This is a genomic window from Micromonospora sp. NPDC048905 (assembly GCF_040649655.1).
Classification (GTDB): domain Bacteria; phylum Actinomycetota; class Actinomycetes; order Mycobacteriales; family Micromonosporaceae; genus Micromonospora.
Map to the genome: position 1 here is coordinate 453,913 of NZ_JBEZFV010000003.1, position 16,738 is coordinate 470,650.

Sequence of the window (16,738 nt, forward strand, 5' to 3'; positions counted from 1 at the left end):
TGTTAGATGCCGGCGACGGGCCGGCAGTTCATGACCGCAGGAGGGGATGTGTCCGCCACCGCAACGTGAGTAATATTCGGCCCCATGAAAACGCCGCCGGGCGCCGGCTCGCTGCCTCGACGGGTGCACGCCGGCTATGCGCTCGGCTCCCTGGCCACCGGTGCGTTCGGCACCGTGCCCGGTCTGCTGCTGCTGCCGTACCTGACCGACACGCTCGGTGTGGCCGCCGGGCTGGCCGCTCTGCTGGTGCTGCTGCCGAAGGCGTGGGACGTGCTGGTCAACCCGGTCGCCGGTCGGATCTCCGACCGCACCCGGTCGCCCTGGGGCGCCCGCCGGCCGTACCTGCTCGTCGGCGGCCTCGCGCTCGCCGTGCTGTTCGCGTCGATCTTCGCCGCGCCGTTCGGCAACGGCTCGGCCGCCGCCGCGTACGTGGCGTTCGCCTTCCTGCTCACCGCCACCGCGTTCGCCTTCTTCCAGGTGCCGTACGTGGCGATGCCGGCGGAGCTGACCGACGACTACGCCGAGCGCACCAGGTTGATGACCTGGCGGATCGCCGTGCTGGCGCTGGCCATCCTGGTCTCCGGCGCGATCGCTCCGCTGGTGGTGACCGCCGGCGGCGACGGTGTGGCCGGGCACCGGTGGATGGGCCTGTTCGTGGCGGTGCTGATCGCCCTCGGTGCCCTCGGCGCGTTCTTCGGCACCCGGTCCGCGCCGACCGGCGCGGTGGGCGGCAGCGAGCCCACGCTGCGCGCCCAGCTCGCCGTGGCCGGGGCCAACCGCCCGTTCCGGGCGCTGCTGATCTGCTTCGTGGTGCAGTCCGCCGGGGTGGCGACGATCCTGGCCGGGGTCAACTACTTCGCGGCGCAGATCCTGCGCGACGAGCAGAGCGGGCCAACCCTGCTCTTCGTCTGCTTCGTCGGGCCGGCGCTGCTGGTGATGCCACTCTGGACCCGGGTCGGTGCCCGGCTCGGCAAGCGGACCGCCCTGGTCGTCGGCTCGCTGATCCTCGCCGCCGGGGCGCTGGCCCTGGTCGCCGCGCCGGTGCTGCCGCCGGTCGCGGTCTACCTGATGGTCGCGGTCATCGGTGTGGGGTACGCCGGACAGCAGGTCTTCGCGTTGGCGATGCTGCCGGACTGCATCGCGTACGACACGGCGCGCACCGGGCGACGACAGGCGGGTGTCTTCACCGGCCTGTGGACCGCCGGGGAGACCTTCGGCCTGGCGCTCGGGCCGGGCATCTACGGGCTGGTGCTCCAGCTCGGCGGCTACGTCTCCTCCGACACCGGCTCGGCGGCGGCCCAGTCCGACACGGCCAGACTGGGTGTGCTGCTCGGCTTCACGATCATCCCGGCCCTGCTGGTGGCTCCGCCCGTCCTCCTCCTGCGCCGCTACACCCTGACCCCCGCCGCGCTAGCCGCAGCCACCCGCGCCGGACGGGTCGATCATGGAGTTGTGGTGGGGGACGAAAGCCGTTGACCGTCACGAGAAGGGCACCATGACTCCATGATCGACGAGAGTAGGGCCTTGCCTCCCGGGATTGCCGCTGACGTCGTGCTCTCCGAGGTGCGCCAGTTGCGCGCCGGCGACCGGCCGACCCACGGGGGGCAACTGTTCGCGTACGTCTACGACCCGGCGGTGCCGGGGCTGGACGAGCTGGCTGCCGCCGCGCACCGCGAGAGCGCACACGTCAACGGGCTGGACCCAACCGCCTTCCCCTCGCTGCTGGCCATGGAGAACGCCCTGGTCGGCGCCGCTGGCCGGGTGCTCGGCGCCGGTCCGGGCACCACCGCCCCGGACGTCGTCGGCAGCGTCACCAGCGGCGGCACCGAGTCGCTGATCCTCGCCGTCAAGACGGCCCGGGACGCGCACCCGGAGATCGACGCGCCCCGGATCGTGGTGCCGTCGACCGCGCACGCCGCGTTCGCCAAGGCGGCGCACTACCTGCGGGTGGCGCTGGACGTCGTGCCGGTGTCCCCGGACACGCTGCGTCCCGATCCGAGCGCGATGGCCGCCGCGATCCGCCCGGAGACGGTGCTTGTCGCCTGCTCCGCGCCGTCGTACGCGCACGGCGTGGTGGACCCGGTCGCCGAGATCGCCGCCGCGGCGGCCGCCGCCGGGGTGCGCTGCCACGTGGACGCCTGCTTCGGCGGCTGGACCCTGCCCTACCTGCGCCGCCTCGGCGAGCCGGTGCCGGCGTTCGACTTCGAGGTCCCCGGGGTCACCAGCATCTCGGTGGACCTGCACAAGTACGCGTACGCGCCGAAGGGCGTGTCGGTGCTGCTGCACCGCGACGCCCAACTGCGTGCCCCGCAGTACTTCGCGTACGCGGACTGGCCCGGCTACACGATGATCAACCCGGTGATCGCGTCCACCCGTTCCGGCGGGCCGATCGCCGCCGCGTACGCGACGCTGCGGCACCTCGGCGACGACGGCTACCTGCGGCTGGCCGAAGCCACCCGCGACGCGGTCACCGGCCTGGCCGACGCGGTCCGGGCGGTCGACGGACTGCGGCTGATGGCCGAACCCGAGTCCACGGTGGTCTGCTTCACCGCCACCGAGGGTGGCCCCGACCTGTTCGTGCTCGTCGACGAGCTGACCGCGCGCGGCTGGCACACCCAACCCCAACTGTCGTACGCCGGGCTCCCGGCCAGCGTGCACCTCACGGTGACCGCCTCGGTGGCGCCCCGGGTGGCCGAGTTCGGGCCGGACCTGGTCGCCGCGGTGGCCGCCGCGCGCGCGGCCGGTCCGGTGGCCCTCCCGCCCGAGCTGGTGGCGTTGGCGACGTCGCTGACGCCGGACGCGCTCACCCCCGAACTGGTCGCCGGGCTCGCCGGCGGGCTCGGGCTGGGTGGTGGCGACGCGCCGACGGACCGGATGGCGGTGGTGAACACGCTGCTGGACGCCGCCCCGCCGGCGCTGCGGGAGCGGCTGCTCGTCGAGTTCGTCGGGCTGCTGCAACGTCCCAGCTGGGGTTCGGACGACTGAACGGCGGTGACCCACCCCCTGCGGGTGGGGCACCGAACGCCCAGTTGTTCAGAGACCCCGGGCAGTTGCACCCGGTTGTCCTTCTCGGTGAGGTCGGGCCGCAGTCCGGTCCCGGCCGGATGACCGGCCGGGACCGCACGCCGCTGTCGATCAGCGGTAGTAGTGGGTGAAGGTGGCGAGGTTGTCGTCCCGTTCGCGTTCCAGCAGCGCGGTCCCGTCGGCGCCGCTGCCGAAGAGTTCGATGGTCGCCTTGCCCGAGGCCAACGGTGTGCCCTGTGCACGCTTCAGTCCGAGGGTGAGCCGGATGTCCGCGTGCGGTGCCAGCCGGCCCAGGGTGCACCGGTACGGCACCCGCGCGTCGGCCATGTTCTCGCGACACCGGTTCCAGCCATCCCCGACCGGCCGTAACTGCCACGGCAGGTCGAACGACAGCACCGCCTCGGCCACCTCGCCCGCGCTGGCATTGCGTACCCGGACCTCGATCGTGCCCGCGAAGCTGTCGCCGGGCTCCCGGGCGAGAGCCAGGTTCGACGAGCTGACCGACAGGTCGGCGGCGTGCGGGTTGGGACCGAAGCCGGAGGGCCCCTCGGTCTGCCGGAACCGGCTCCCGTCCCACTGGTACCCGCGCCACTGGCGCTGCGACTGCTCGAGAGGCCAACCGGGCCCCGGCGCCCGGTCGGCCATCGCCACCCGGGTTACGCCGTCGGCCCGCACCTCGAGCCCGATCAGCCATTCCGGAGTCGGGTCGGCGGTGGCGGCCACCCGGCCCAGTGTGACGATCCGGCCGGCCGTGTCCCGATCGAAGGCGACCACCTGCGCCGGCCCTCGGGAGCCGAGCAGGCAGCGCACCAGGACGACGGTCTCCGTCGCCCCGTCGCGATCCACGTCTCCGTAGCCCATCTCGACCAGCAGATTGGGGTCATCGCTCACCGGGTCGCCGCTGAGCCGGATCCCACGAGACGCACACGCCTTACCGTCCGGGCGGTCAGGCAGGCCGCCCCAGGCGGGCAGGTCGACGTTGGCGGCGAGCAGCTCGGTCCGCTCGATTCTGCCGTCCGGCACCGGCGGTGCGGAGGAGACCGACGGCGACGGCGAGGGCGACGGGGAATCGGACGGTGGCGCCGTCGCCGTTGGCGCCGGGTGCCGGCGGAGCCCCGCCTGACCGGCCACTGGCACGGCCACGGCCACCACCAGCGCCGCGGCCACCGCCACCGCCGCGCGCCGCCGCCTGCGGCGGACGGTACGGCGGACCGCAGTCGGGCCGCCCGGCGCGATCGTCGGGAGCATTGCCTGCCGGTACGCGGAGAACTCCGCGTCGAGTCGGGCGCTGTCGAACTCAGGCATGGTCGGTCACCTCGTTCTGGGGAGCCAACTGTGCCGCCAGCGCGGCTCGACCCCGGTGCAACCAGGTCTTGACCGTGCCCTCGGGCACGTCCTCCTGCTGGGCTATCTCGGTGACGGAGAGGTCCGCGAGGTGATGCAGCACCACGACGCGTCGGTGGTTCGGCGGCAGCGCCGCGAGCGCCCGCGTCAACACCACCCGGTCGGGGTTGGGGCCGGGCACCTGCTCCTCACGTTGACGCCGCAGGTAGGACTGGGCGGTCCGCAGCCGACGCCAGCGGCTGGTGGCCAGATTCCAGGCGACCCGCCGCACCCAGGCCACCGGGTCGTCATAGCGGGAAACCTTCCCCCACCGCGCGAAGGCCCGGCAGAACGCCTCCTGGACCAGGTCCTGCGCCTGGCTGAAGTCGCCGAAGTAGGCAGCGAGCTGAATGGTCAGCGAGCGGAAGTGGGCATGGTAGAGCTGGTCGAAGTCGACGGCGTCGGCCGAAGCCCTGCCGGCCAGCCGGATCACTTCCTCTGGTGGAGGCTTGCCAAGCCTCGATTCGACGCTCACCGTCACCTGATCCTCCCCGTCTCCTGTCACCCACCCTCGGGGTCCGGGGGCGACGTCGCTCACACGCCGGGAAGCGCACTCGGGTTTCGGCGTCTTCCGAGAAGTTCGGTGAACATTTGATGACCTGGCCGACTGCTCCCACCGCCAGCCCGCGGACGTCGACTGTGATTCGCTGTCCGCTGCTGGACGCCGCCCCGCCGGCCGTGCGCGAGCGCCTACTCGTCGAGTTCGTCGGCCTGCTGCGACGTCCCACCTGGTGACACCGCACGGTCCGGTCCGCACGTCGGACGACGGCGGATCGGACCGTGCCGGACCGGCTCAACGGTAGGTGATTTCGACTGTGTTGTCCGGTTCGTAGACCTCCTCCACGACGTCGAAGTTCGCGTCCATCGGCCGCACGTTCACGTCTGCCTTGCCCGTACCGACCGTGGTGCCCGCCGCGACCCGGAACCCCAGCGTCAGCAGAACGTCCTTGCCGCCGTCGAGCCCGTCGAGGTCGCAGGTCACCGGCTCCCGGGTCGTCTCCGCGTCGTTGCGGCAGTCCGCCCAGCCAAGGCGATCCGGGCGGACCGCCGCCGGCAGGCCGAGCCGCAAGGCCATGTGGGCGGCCAGTCCGGTCGTGTTGCGGATGCGCACGGTGACCGTGCCGACCCGAGAGCCGTCCGGCGCGTCGGCCAGCACCAGGTCCGTGGCGCTGACGACAAGGTTGACGTCGTGCCGGTTCGGGCCGAAGCTCGTCGGCCCGGACACCTGGGCGAAGGCATCACCCTTCCAGCGGTAGCCCCGCCACTGCCGTTGTGACCACTCGCCGTTCCAGCCGCCCCCGGGCGCGATGTCACCGACCTGTACGCGGACCGTGCCGTCGTCCACCACGTCGAGCGCGAACAGCCACTGCGGCTTGTCGATGGTGGTGGCGACCACCCGGCCGAGCGTGACCACCTTCCCTTCCTCGTCCCGGTCGAAGGCGACCACCTGCATCGGCCCCTTGGTGCCCAGCACGCACTGCACGAGCGCCACGGTCTCCACCGCGCCGTCCCCGTCGACGTCGCCGTGGTCGAGCGCCACGAGCCAGTTGACGCCCTCCCGATCGTCCGCGGAGATCCGCGTCTGCGACGTCGGGCAGCCCCGTCCGGGCCGCCACGCCGGCAGGGTCACCGATGCGGCCAGCAACTGTGCCCGGCTGATCCGGCCGTCCGGCACGGGCGTCGTCGGGCTGGCGCTTGTCGCGGAAGGGCTGGGAGTCGAGCTGGCCGAGGTGCTCGGCGTGGGCGACGCCGAGACGCTGGGCGTCGGCTCGACCGGACCCGGGCGGTGGTCCGGCCCGTTCATCGCCGCGTACCCGAGGGCCGACCCGCCGAACAGCGTGAGCGCCGTGCCAGCGGTGGTCGCCACCCGACGCCGGCCGCGCCCTCGTACCGTCCGCCGAACGGCGGCCGGGCCGGGCACCTCGACCTCGTCCAGGACGGTACGGCGGTAGCGGGTGAACTCTTCGGCCAGGCCGAGGGCCTCCTGCTCAGACATCCCGCACCTCCTCGTTGCTGTCGCGTAGCTGGGTGGCGAGTGTGGCCCGGCCCCGGTGCAGCCAGGACTTGACCGTCCCCTCGGCGACCTGTTCCTGGGCGGCGATCTCCGCGACCGTCAGGTCGGCGAGGTAGTGCAGCACGACCGCCCGCCGCTGGTTCGGCGGTAATGTCGCCAACGCGGTGTCGAGGGCCACCCGGTCGGGGCTGGGCTCCGGGGCGTAGGTCTCCCGCTGCCGCAGCAGCCACGTCTGGGCGGTCCGCAGCCGCCGCCAGCGGTTGTGGCCGAGGTTCCAGGCGACCTTGCGGACCCAGGCCACGGGGTCCTCGTATCCGGCGAGTCGGTCCCAGCGGGCGTACGCCCGGCAGAACGCCTCCTGGACCAGGTCCTGTGCCTGCCCACGGTCACCCGTGTACGCGGTCAACTGCACCACCAGTCCCCGGAAGTGCGCGTGGTAGAAGTCGTCGAAGACCAGCTCTGCAGCCTTCGGCGCGGAGCTGCCCGGCGGGTCCGGTGGACGTCCGCCCACCCGTACTCCTCTTGTCACAAGCACTCGTCCTCCCCGTGGTGGCCGCAGGCGGCGTGGTTCGCCAGCACCGGTCACACACTCGGGCGCACCGGCGGGTTGCGGGCGTTTCTGTCGTGTCCAGGACGACGCGTCGCATGACACAGATTCGTGAATCGAACATCAGTCAACAATATTTATATGTATGCCTATAAGTGGGTTTCATAGCATTCGCCGCTTCCGTACGGTCAAGTCATCAAGCACCAACGAGACGGGGAGAGAAAATGACGATGCGGAAGATCCTGATCAGCGGAGTGACTGCGGCGGCCGGGCTCGCCCTCGGCCTGGGTGGCGCGGCGGCAGCCGTCACGGCGATCGGCCCCGGCCCGGGTGCGCCGGGCGAGATTGGTCCTGGTCCGGGCGTGATCCTCGCCATCGGCCCCGGCCCGGGTGCTCCCGGGAAGATCGGTCCTGGTCCGGGCGTCGCGGAGTTGACCGCGCCCGGCTCCACGCTGGCAGCCTGAGCACTGCGTACCGGCCTGACGACTGTTGCGTAGCGGGCCCGGCCAGCACTGCTGGCCGGGCCTGACCGGCAGGCTGTCATGCTGGCTCCCCCTCCGGCCTTCCTCGTTGGCTGACGTGCGCGGCCCGGAGAAGCCACGAACGAGGCTCGGAGCTGCTGTGGTTGACTGTCCGGTGGGGGACGAAGGGGGCGGTCGTGCAGTTACCGGCAGTGCTGGGTGAGCCGATCCGGTTCGTGTTGAACTGGGGGCGCCGCTACTCGCTCTGGGTGTTCAACTTCGGTCTGGCCTGCTGCGCGATCGAGTTCATCGCCACCAGCATGGGTCGGCACGACTTCATCCGGCTCGGCGTGATCCCGTTCGCCCACGGCCCCCGCCAGGCCGACCTGATGGTGGTGTCCGGCACGGTGACCGACAAGATGGCTCCGGCTATCAAGCGGCTCTACGACCAGATGCCCGAGCCGAAGTACGTCATCTCGTTCGGCGCCTGCTCGAACTGCGGCGGCCCCTACTGGGACTCGTACTCGGTGACCAAGGGCGTCGACCAGCTCATCCCGGTCGACGTCTACGTGCCCGGCTGCCCACCCCGGCCGGAGGCGCTGCTGCACGGCATCCTGCGTCTGCAGGAGAAGATCGCCGCCGAGCAGTCCGGCCTCGGCGGTGTGCCGCAACGAGATCTGCTGGCCGCCCCGCTGGACGCCCCGCCCCGCGAGGCCGCCGCCCCGCGCTCCGTCGACTCCCTCACCGCCCCGCCGGTACGCCCACCCTCCGCGACCTGACGGCGGCCGCCCGCCAGCCGGGCGAGTCCGGGTGGCGGTCGGCCGCGCGCTCATCAGTTGTCGGCCGCGACGAGCGTGGTCTGGGCGGTGTTGTCGCTCGGGTCGGCGTCCGGCGTCTCGTACCAGTCGGCCGTCACTTCAAGGGTGATGACGTCCCGGGCGTCGGCCGGGTCGGTCGGCGGGCTGACGAGCAACCCGAAGCTGCGCACCTCGCCGGGCATCATCCGCTGCCCGGGCACCGGGGCGCGGTCCGAACCCACCGGGCCGTCCGAGGGCGCCGTGTACTGGATCAGCGACCCGGCCGGCAGCGGGCTGGCCTTGACGTGCAGCCCGAGGTGCGGCGCGTCCCCCCGGTACCGGACGGTCACCGGCACGTAGAGGTTGCCGCTGCCCTCCGGGTCGAGGGTCGCCGGGCCGACCGACTCGATGCCGGCGTCCGGCCGGGTGTCCTGCGCGTACGGCCGGGGGTGGGCCAGCGACCCGGTGGTGGAACGGAACCGGGCGCCGAACGCCTTGCGCGCCACCAGGTCGCCGTCGGCCGAGTAGACCTCGACCCAGCCACCGGCCATGCTCATCGGGTACGTACGCGGGTTGGTCAGCACCTGGAAGTCCACCACGTTCCGGATGCTCTCGCCCGGAGCCAACTCGGCCAGGTCGTCGGTCAGCGCGCAGTTGAACACCCGGCGGTTGTCCTCCACCCGCTGGTCGAAGCTGTCGCAGTTGCTGGTGCCCGGCTGGAAGGCGCCCGGCACCGGCTCGCGCAGCGTGTAGTAGAAGTACTGGGTCTCGCTGCCGGTGTTGGTGACGGTCAGGGGGACGCTGCCCCGGTAGCCCCGTTCGGTCGGGTCGAGGATGAGCTTGCCCACCGACAGCGTGCCGCCGGCGGTGTCGGCCGGTGCGGCGGCCACCGGGCCGGTGCTGGCGACCGACGTGGTCAGGCCGAGCAGTACCGCTGTGAACAGGGTCCCCGTCTTCTTGAGCATGAAAATGTGGTCCTCCCGTGATGGCAGCCGGAGCGCAACACGCCCGCTACCAGATAGACGTCAGCGAACCCACGGTTTGGTTGCCCCTGCACGACCGTCGATTCGCCTTGATCCAGAATCGGCGATGCGATACCCCGTCGCCCCTCGCCTCAATCCGTCGGCCGCAAGGGCAAAGCGGTCGTCCGACGTACGGGGTGGCCGGGCAGGGCTAGCCTGCGCAGCATGACCAGCTCAGTGGACCAGCGGTCCGCCCACATCGTCGACGTGCTCACCGAGGAGTTCGGCGCGTCCATGGCGATCGACCCGGCCGCCTTCCGCCGCAAGTTCCGCAAGATGGCCGCGTCCCCGTTCGCCTTCTACCGGGGCAGTGCCGCGCTGTTCTACGCCGACCAGCTCGGCGACTTCGCCGACGACCGGTTCCTCGACGAGCGAACCAGCCGGGTGTGGATCCACGGTGACCTGCACGCGGAGAACTTCGGCACCTACATGAACGCCTCCGGGCAACTTGTGTTCAACGTCAACGACTTCGACGAGGCGTACGTCGGGCCGTTCACCTGGGACCTGCGCCGGCTCGCGGCAAGCGTGGCGCTGCTCGGCTACGGCAAGGCGCTCTCCGACACGTCGATCGGCGACCTGGTCGCCGGCTTCGCCCGGTCGTACCTGACCGAGCTGCGGGCGATCGCCGCCGGCGGCGACGACGCGATCGGCTCGATCACCCTGGAGAACGCCGACGGGGTCCTGCGGCGGGTGCTCCAGCAGGCCCGGCTCAACACCCGCGTGGACCTGCTCGCCACACAGACCACCATCGACAACTACGAGCGGCGGTTCTCCATCGGAGACGGGGTGTTCGAGGTCGACGACGCCACCCGGGACCGGGTGCGCGCCGCCTTCCAGGACTACCTGGGCACCCTGCCGTCCGCCTCGACGCAGCTCCGGCCGGTGGCGGCGCGGATCAAGGACGTGGTGCTGCGCAAGGGGGTGGGCATCGGGTCGGCCGGGCTGCCGTCGTACAACCTGCTGTTGGAGGGGCACACCCAGGCCCTGGAGAACGACGTCGTCATCTACATGAAGCAGGCGCAGGTGCCGGCCGTGGCGCGGTACGTCACCGACGAGTCGGTCCGCGGCTACTTCCAGCACCAGGGGCACCGGACCGCCGAGTCCCAACGGGCGTTGCAGGCGCACGCCGACCCGTGGCTGGGCTTCACCGAGTTGGACGGGGCTGGCCAGCTCGTCGCCGAGGTCTCCCCGTACGCCGCGGACCTGGACTGGTCGGACGTGAACGAGCCGGAGGAGTTGACCGGGGTGCTCGTCGACCTCGGCCGGGCGGTGGCCCGGATGCACTCGGTCGCCGACGACGAGTCCAGTCACGACCTGGTGGACTATTCCACCGAGGAGGCGATCGTGGCCGCGGTGAACGCCGACGAGTCGGGCTTCGTCACCCACCTGGTGGACTTCGCCCACGCGTACGGGGTGCGCGCCCGCCAGGATCACCAGCTCTTCGTCGACCTGTTCCGCAACGGCCGGCTGCCGGGCATCTGATTTGGCGGGGCGTCGCTCAGGACGCGAACTCCAGCACCACCTTGATGTCGTCCGGCCCGGGGGTGTAGGCGTCGAGGTACCGGTTCACCGGCACCCGACGGGTGATCAGCGACTCCAGCCAGACCTGGTCGGCGCGGGCCAGCGCCTGCGCGGCCATGTCCCAGTGCCGCCGGTTGGCGTTCACCGAGCCGAAGACCACGTTGTTCTCCAGCACCAGCTCCCGGTTGAGCGCACCGGCGTCGAAGTCGATGCTCCGGCCACCGCTGGACACCCCGGCCAGGCAGACGATCCCGGTGGGGGCCGCCTTGCACATGACGTCGAGGACCACGGTGGGAGCGCCGGTGCACTCGATCACCACGTCCGGCTCGAAGGGCAGGTCGTTGACCGACACCGTGTGGTAGGTGGCGCCGAGCCCGGCGACCAGCTCCGGCTTCGGCCCGTCGGTGTTCCGGTCCAGCACGTGGACGGTCAGCCCACGCTGGGTGCCGAGCAGGGCGGCCAGCAGCCCGATCGGCCCGGCCCCGGTCACCAGGACCGTCTGCGGCTGCCACTCGGCCCGGTGCCCGATCCGCTCGATGTGGTCCCAGGCCTTCGCCACCACACTTGTCGGCTCCAGCAGCACGCCCACCTGGGCCAGCGCCGGGTCGAGCGCGACCGCGAACCGCGGTTCGACCCGCCAGCGGTCCCGGGCGAAGCCGGCCAGTGCCTTGATGCCGTGTTCGGTGTACTGACCGTTCCGGCACATGTCCCACTCGCCGACCGCGCAGTTCGAGCAGGGCACCGGGTCGGGATAACGGACGATCCCAGCCACCAGGTCGCCGGGTTGCAGGGTGCCGCTGGAGTCCTCGATCACCCGGCCCAGTGACTCGTGCCCGATGACCAGGCGGTCGGCGCCCGGCGGCGCCTCGCCGTACTCCCCGGCGATGATCTCGTGGTCGGTGCCGCAGATCCCCACCGCCAGCGCCTCGACCAGGACAGAGCCCTCCTCGGCAGCCGGCTCCGGCTGATCCTCGACGAGGCTCAGCGAGTTGGCGACCCCGGGTTTCACAGTCACAGCGCGCACGACCTCATCTTTCCCCGCCGAGGGCCGCGCCGCTCCCGAAGCCGGCAGATCACCAGGCCTCGGCGGCGGCCAGGCGCGGACCCGACCGGCACTAGGATCAGCGACATGACTCCCGAAGCCCTCGGCGCTCGGCTGGTCGCGCTGCTCGCGCCGGTTGCGGCGACCCCGTCGGTCTCCGGCGGGCAACGGTTCGCCCGCGCCACCGTGGACGTCCCGCCGGACACTTGGCTCACCGCGGTCCGGGCCACGCGCGACGACGACACGTTGGCCTGTGACTTCTTCGACTGGCTCTCCGCGGTCGACGAGTTGGCCGACGGCTTCGACGTGGTGGCGCACCTCTGGTCGACGCGGCTGCGGCACGGTGTGCTGCTGCGTACCCGGCTGCCGCGCGACGCGCCCACCGTCGCCTCGGTGGTCGACGTCTACCCGGGCGCCGCCTGGCACGAGCGGGAGACACACGAGATGTTCGGCATCGACTTCGCCGGCCACGGGGACCTGCTGCCGCTGCTGCTGCCGCCGGAGTTCGAGGGCCATCCGCTGCGCAAGGAGTTCGTGCTCGCCTCCCGGGTGGCCAAGCCCTGGCCGGGCGCGAAGGAGCCGGGCGAGTCCGAGGCTGGTGGTGGACGTCGGCCGATCCGCCCGCCGGGCGTACCCGCGCCGGGCGAGTGGGGCACCACGCCCACCCCGGCCGGCGCCGGTGGCGTGGGAGAGGGACCGCGTGGCGGCACCCCGGCCCGCCCGGCCGGTGAGCGTCCGGCGCGGCCCGCGCCGGGGACCCGTCCGGCGCGTACTCCCCGGTCTGCCGCGCCCGCCGACGGCCCGGCCGCTGACGGGGCCGGCGCAGCCGACCAGCCGGTCGCGGACCCGCCGGCCCGCGACGGCCGCACCGACGACGACGGGGGTACGACCTGATGCCGCTCTGGGTGGAGCTGGTGCTGCGGGTGGGTGGCGTGCTCGTCGCGTTCCTCACCCTGCCGTTGCTTGTCGGCCAGGCCGAGCACAAGGTGATGGCGCACATGCAGGGCCGGCTCGGTCCGATGTACGCGGGTGGCTTCCACGGCTGGGCCCAGTTGGTCGCGGACGGGGTCAAGTTCGTGCAGAAGGAGGACGTGACCCCGCGCGACGCCGACCGGGCGGTGTTCCGGCTCGCCCCGGCGGTGGCCCTGGTGCCCTACCTGCTGGTGCTGCTGGTCATCCCGCTCGGCCCGAACGACCTGGTCGGGCAACCGTTGGACATCGGCCTGTTCTTCGTGCTGGCCGTGGTCGGTGTCGGCGTGGTGGCGGTGCTGATGTCGGCGTGGGCGTCGGCCAACAAGTACAGCCTGCTGGGCGGCCTGCGCGGAGCGGCCCAGCTGCTCGGCTACGAGCTGCCGCTGGTGCTGGCCGCCGCTTCGGTGGCGATGGCCGCGGGCACGCTCAGCCTGTCGGGCATCGTCGAGGCGTGGCAGCCGTGGTGGCTGCTCTGGCAGGCACCCGCGATGATCGTCTTCTTCGTCGCCGGGCTGGCCGAGATCCGTCGGCCGCCGTTCGACATGCCGGTGGCCGACTCGGAGCTGGTCTTCGGCTACATGACCGAATACACCGGTCTGCGTTTCGCGTTCTTCCTGCTCGCCGAGTACGTCGGCATCGTGGTGATCGCCGCGCTGACCACTGTGCTGTTCCTCGGTGGGTGGCAGGGTCCGTTCGCCGACGATCAGCTGGGCTGGCTCTGGACGCTGCTCAAGATCTTCGCGGTGTCCTTCGTGATCATCTGGCTGCGGGTGTCCTACCCCCGGCTACGTGAGGACCAGCTCCAGCGCCTCTGCTGGCTGGTCCTCGTGCCCGCCTCCCTGGCCCAGTTGGTCCTCACGGCAGCCGTCCGCGTAGCCCTGTAGAACCGAACCCCGCGCGACCGCGCAGCACGCGGCGAGAACGTCGCATGATCGCGCCTCGCGCGGCTCGCGCGCCGCATGATCGCGCTCGATCCTTGTTGTAGTGGCCTCGGTGGTCCGGGAGGCCACTGGATCCAGGATCGAGCGCGATCTTGCGCGCGGGCCGCCGTGCAGGCCGCACATCCCGCAGGTTGCGCCGCGGAGCGTCCGGTGCGGAGGTCGCGCGGTCAGCGCAGCGGGGTGTGGGCCGGGTCGACCGGCTCGGCCGGGGGTGGGGGCGGGGTGCCGTCGCCGAAGGGGCGGCCACCCAGGGCCTCCCGACCGTGTGGGGTGACCCAGTTGGACAGGTCGGGGCCGAGCGGCACGATCCCGGTCGGGTTGATGTCGCGGTGCACCTCGTAGTAGTGCCGCTTGATGTGGTCGAAGTCGATGGTGTCGCCGAAGCCGGGGGTCTGGAACAGGTCCCGCGCGTACGCCCACAGCACCGGCATCTCGCTCAGCTTCTGCCTGTTGCACTTGAAGTGGCCGTGATACACCGGGTCGAAGCGGACCAGCGTGGTGAACAGCCGCACGTCGGCCTCGGTGATGGTGTCGCCGACCAGGTAACGCTGGTCGGTCAGCCGCTCGGTCAGCCAGTCCAGCCGGTCGAAGAGCCGGTGGTACGCCTTGTCGTACGCCTCCTGGCTGCCGGCGAACCCGCACCGGTAGACGCCATTGTTGACGTCCCGGAAGACCACGTCGTTGACCTCGTCGATCTGCGCCCGCAGGTGCTCGGGGTAGAGCTGCGGGGCACCGTCGCGGTGGTACGCCCCCCACTGCGTGGACAGGTCGAGACTCATCTGCGCGTAGTCGTTGGTCACCACCTGCCCGGTCGGCACGTCGACGATCGCCGGGACGGTGATGCCGCGCTCGTAGCCGGGGAAGCGCTTGAAGTACGCCTCCTGGATGCGCTCGATGCCGAGCACCGGGTCCCGGCCGCCCGGGTCGAGGTCGAAGGTCCAGCTCCGGGCGTCGTGGGTCGGCCCGGCCACCGCCATCGAGATGGCGTCCTCCAGGCCGAGCAGCCGGCGCACGATGATCAGACGGTTGGCCCACGGGCAGGCCCGGCTGACCGCCAGCCGATAGCGGCCGGGCTCCACCGGGTACCCGTCGCGCCCGTCCTCGGTGATCCGAGTGGCGATGTACCGCTGGTCGCGGGTGAACTCAGCACCCGGCTCGACGTACTTCCCGCCTGTTTCCTCGCCCACGTCATCCTCCGGTTCGTCGCCGCCTCCGTTCCATCCTCGCGGATCTTCGGCCGCACCGTGCGGTGCGGCGCAACCTGGCCCGTTCCGGGGCCGGACGGCCCGGTTACCCTGCCGGGATGACGGATGTGGAGGCGGCGGCCCGGCGGTTCATCGCCGATGTGTGGAACGCGCGCCGGGAGGAGTCCGCGTACGAGTTGATCGCCGAGGAGTGCCCGGGGCTGGGCGGCACCGGGCCGGAGGCGACGCTGGCCTGGCACCGGGAGCGGCGGGCGGCCTTCCCGGACCTGCGCTACAAGATCGTGGACGTGGTGGCGGCCGGCGAGCGGGTGGCCGTGCACTGGCGGGCCGCCGGCACGCACGCCGGGCAGTTCGGGCCGGTGCCGCCGACCGGGCAGGTGGCCAGCTACTCCGGTGCGACGTTCCTGCGCTTCGACGCGGCGGGCCGGATCGTCGAGGTGTGGAGCTGCACCGAGTTGTTTCAGTTGCTGCAACAGCTCGGCGTCGAGATGCTCCCACCGACCGTCGTCAGCGGACCCGGGGCGTGATCCGGCTGATCGGCAGATTGATCGGAAAGGGCTCGCCGGTGTCGACGACCGTCGTCCACCGCCCGGTCTCGGTGTAGGCCTCGTTCGACGCGTCGATCCGGTAGGTCACGACCTCCAACGCGCCACGCTGCGTCTCGATCCGCCAGTAGAAGGGGATGCCGGCCTGGGCGTACAGCGCCGGCTTCACCAGCCGGTCGAGTGTCTCGGTGCCCTCGCCGACGACCTCGACGGCGAGCACGACGTCGCGCGGGGCGTACCAGTGCCGGTGATCTTCGTCGTCTGCGGCGTGGAGGATAACCCCGTCGGGCACGAACGTCCGTCTGTCGCTCAGCCGCACCTCCACGCCGTGGACGCCGTCGTACCCGTCTGGCGCCATGTCGTCGAGCGCCGCCATGAGACGTGCCGTGACCTGCTGGTGCGTGGTTCGCGGAGGCGGTGGAACAAGCAGAATGCCGTCGAGCAGTTCGCGGCGGCGATTGTCGTCTGGGATTCTGTCGAGATCGTCGGTGGTCCAGCCGCCCTCCGGAGTGCGAAACGTTTCCAGTTCGGTCGTCATCGATCCTCCGGCCGGTTTGCGCATCCCACGTCCACCCTAGGGTCGTCGACCTGTGGGTGGTGGTCGCGCGCGCCGGGGCCACAGGGCAGGATGGTCGACATGACCCACTCCAGCGAGCACGGCGACCCGGCCGGCGCCAGCGGCGCGCGCGGCCTGCCCGGCGCGGGCCTGGTGAAGGGGCTGGCGGTCACGCTCAAGACGATGACCAGCCGCTCGACCACCCAGCAGTACCCGGACGTGGCCCCCGACCTGCCGCCGCGCTCGCGTGGCGTGATCGCGCTGTCGGAGGAGAACTGCACGGTCTGCATGCTCTGTGCCCGGGAGTGTCCGGACTGGTGCATCTACATCGACTCGCACAAGGAGGAGGTGGTGGTGCCCGGCGCCGCCCGCCCCCGGCAGCGCAACGTGCTCGACAAGTTCGACATCGACTTCTCGCTCTGCATGTACTGCGGCATCTGCATCGAGGTCTGCCCGTTCGACGCGCTCTACTGGTCACCCGAGTTCGAGTACGCCGAGTACGACATCAAGGACCTGCTGCACGACAAGGAGCACCTCGGCCAGTGGATGGCCACGGTCCCCGCGCCACCCGCGCACGACCCGAACGGGGAGCCGGCCAAGGAGGAGACCGCGGCCGCCCGCAAGGCCGCCGCCGCGCGTCCGGCCCCATCGGTACGCCCCGACGCCGACCAGGACCCCGCGACGTGACCGCCCGAGCCGGAGAGGCCG

18 protein-coding genes are annotated in these 16,738 nt (G+C 71.7%); 10 read left to right on the forward strand and 8 right to left on the reverse strand.

Annotated features, from left to right (window positions below; genetic code table 11):
- The first annotated feature begins 84 nt into the window (after positions 1-84).
- Positions 85-1,476 carry an MFS transporter gene (locus AB0C01_RS10320; RefSeq protein WP_357253665.1) on the forward strand — a complete coding sequence of 464 codons (1,392 nt, stop codon included), beginning with the start codon at positions 85-87 and terminating at the stop codon, positions 1,474-1,476.
- A gap of 27 nt (positions 1,477-1,503) precedes the next feature.
- Positions 1,504-2,985, forward strand: a complete 1,482-nt coding sequence (locus AB0C01_RS10325) for an aminotransferase class V-fold PLP-dependent enzyme (RefSeq protein WP_357253664.1) — start codon at positions 1,504-1,506, stop codon at positions 2,983-2,985.
- 150 nt (positions 2,986-3,135) lie between these two features.
- On the opposite strand, the gene AB0C01_RS10330 is transcribed toward AB0C01_RS10325, so the two are convergent.
- Together AB0C01_RS10330 and AB0C01_RS10335 are read right to left on the reverse strand one after the other, a co-directional pair.
- A complete protein-coding gene (locus AB0C01_RS10330) occupies positions 3,136-4,329 on the reverse strand; it encodes a hypothetical protein (RefSeq protein ID WP_357253662.1) in 1,194 nt (397 codons plus the stop codon).
- A complete protein-coding gene (locus AB0C01_RS10335; RefSeq protein WP_357570889.1) occupies positions 4,322-4,888 on the reverse strand; it encodes a SigE family RNA polymerase sigma factor in 567 nt (188 codons plus the stop codon). Before AB0C01_RS10335 ends, AB0C01_RS10330 begins: the two co-directional genes overlap by 8 nt.
- A gap of 113 nt (positions 4,889-5,001) precedes the next feature.
- Here AB0C01_RS10335 and AB0C01_RS10340 point away from each other — a divergent pair, with 113 nt between their 5' ends.
- A complete protein-coding gene (locus AB0C01_RS10340; protein ID WP_357570890.1) occupies positions 5,002-5,142 on the forward strand; it encodes a hypothetical protein in 141 nt (46 codons plus the stop codon).
- A gap of 58 nt (positions 5,143-5,200) precedes the next feature.
- Here AB0C01_RS10340 and AB0C01_RS10345 read toward each other — a convergent pair whose 3' ends face one another.
- Entirely contained in the window at positions 5,201-6,403 is a 1,203-nt protein-coding gene (locus tag AB0C01_RS10345) for a hypothetical protein (protein WP_357253657.1), read from the reverse strand.
- Positions 6,396-6,932 carry a SigE family RNA polymerase sigma factor gene (locus AB0C01_RS10350; RefSeq protein ID WP_357570891.1) on the reverse strand — a complete coding sequence of 179 codons (537 nt, stop codon included), beginning with the start codon at positions 6,930-6,932 and terminating at the stop codon, positions 6,396-6,398. The genes AB0C01_RS10345 and AB0C01_RS10350 overlap by 8 nt, the downstream gene beginning before the upstream one ends.
- A 260-nt stretch (positions 6,933-7,192) precedes the next feature.
- Here AB0C01_RS10350 and AB0C01_RS10355 point away from each other — a divergent pair, with 260 nt between their 5' ends.
- Together AB0C01_RS10355 and AB0C01_RS10360 are read left to right on the forward strand one after the other, a co-directional pair.
- Positions 7,193-7,432 carry a hypothetical protein gene (locus AB0C01_RS10355; RefSeq protein ID WP_357570892.1) on the forward strand — a complete coding sequence of 80 codons (240 nt, stop codon included), beginning with the start codon at positions 7,193-7,195 and terminating at the stop codon, positions 7,430-7,432.
- Between the two features lie 194 nt (positions 7,433-7,626).
- Entirely contained in the window at positions 7,627-8,208 is a 582-nt protein-coding gene (locus tag AB0C01_RS10360; RefSeq protein WP_357253651.1) for an NADH-quinone oxidoreductase subunit B family protein, read from the forward strand.
- 53 nt (positions 8,209-8,261) lie between these two features.
- On the opposite strand, the gene AB0C01_RS10365 is transcribed toward AB0C01_RS10360, so the two are convergent.
- On the reverse strand, positions 8,262-9,191 hold the full coding sequence (locus tag AB0C01_RS10365) for a hypothetical protein (RefSeq protein ID WP_357253649.1): 930 nt from the start codon (positions 9,189-9,191) through the stop codon (positions 8,262-8,264).
- Positions 9,192-9,413: 222 nt separating this feature from the next.
- On the opposite strand from AB0C01_RS10365, the gene AB0C01_RS10370 reads away from it, so the two are divergent.
- Positions 9,414-10,730 (forward strand): DUF2252 domain-containing protein, encoded by a 1,317-nt coding sequence (locus tag AB0C01_RS10370; RefSeq protein ID WP_357253647.1) that lies wholly within the window; start codon positions 9,414-9,416, stop codon positions 10,728-10,730.
- 16 nt (positions 10,731-10,746) lie between these two features.
- Here the strand turns inward: AB0C01_RS10370 and AB0C01_RS10375 are convergent, their stop codons facing one another.
- Positions 10,747-11,793: a glucose 1-dehydrogenase gene (locus AB0C01_RS10375; protein WP_357570893.1), complete on the reverse strand. Its 1,047-nt coding sequence runs from the start codon at positions 11,791-11,793 to the stop codon at positions 10,747-10,749.
- Positions 11,794-11,898: 105 nt separating this feature from the next.
- On the opposite strand from AB0C01_RS10375, the gene AB0C01_RS10380 reads away from it, so the two are divergent.
- Together AB0C01_RS10380 and AB0C01_RS10385 are read left to right on the forward strand one after the other, a co-directional pair.
- The gene (locus AB0C01_RS10380) at positions 11,899-12,705 is read left to right on the forward strand and encodes an NADH-quinone oxidoreductase subunit C (RefSeq protein ID WP_357253643.1); all 807 of its coding nucleotides are present in this window, start codon (positions 11,899-11,901) and stop codon (positions 12,703-12,705) included.
- Positions 12,705-13,667 (forward strand): complex I subunit 1 family protein, encoded by a 963-nt coding sequence (locus tag AB0C01_RS10385; RefSeq protein WP_357253641.1) that lies wholly within the window; start codon positions 12,705-12,707, stop codon positions 13,665-13,667. The genes AB0C01_RS10380 and AB0C01_RS10385 overlap by 1 nt, the downstream gene beginning before the upstream one ends.
- A gap of 224 nt (positions 13,668-13,891) precedes the next feature.
- On the opposite strand, the gene AB0C01_RS10390 is transcribed toward AB0C01_RS10385, so the two are convergent.
- Entirely contained in the window at positions 13,892-14,911 is a 1,020-nt protein-coding gene (locus AB0C01_RS10390; protein ID WP_357570894.1) for a glutathione S-transferase C-terminal domain-containing protein, read from the reverse strand.
- 116 nt (positions 14,912-15,027) lie between these two features.
- Here AB0C01_RS10390 and AB0C01_RS10395 point away from each other — a divergent pair, with 116 nt between their 5' ends.
- Positions 15,028-15,456 (forward strand): ester cyclase, encoded by a 429-nt coding sequence (locus AB0C01_RS10395; protein WP_357253637.1) that lies wholly within the window; start codon positions 15,028-15,030, stop codon positions 15,454-15,456.
- Here AB0C01_RS10395 and AB0C01_RS10400 read toward each other — a convergent pair.
- Positions 15,437-16,036 (reverse strand): Uma2 family endonuclease, encoded by a 600-nt coding sequence (locus AB0C01_RS10400; RefSeq protein ID WP_357253635.1) that lies wholly within the window; start codon positions 16,034-16,036, stop codon positions 15,437-15,439. The genes AB0C01_RS10395 and AB0C01_RS10400 overlap by 20 nt on opposite strands.
- Positions 16,037-16,102: 66 nt before the next feature.
- Here AB0C01_RS10400 and AB0C01_RS10405 point away from each other — a divergent pair, with 66 nt between their 5' ends.
- Positions 16,103-16,717 (forward strand): NADH-quinone oxidoreductase subunit I, encoded by a 615-nt coding sequence (locus AB0C01_RS10405; protein ID WP_357253633.1) that lies wholly within the window; start codon positions 16,103-16,105, stop codon positions 16,715-16,717.
- The last annotated feature ends 21 nt before the right edge of the window (positions 16,718-16,738 follow it).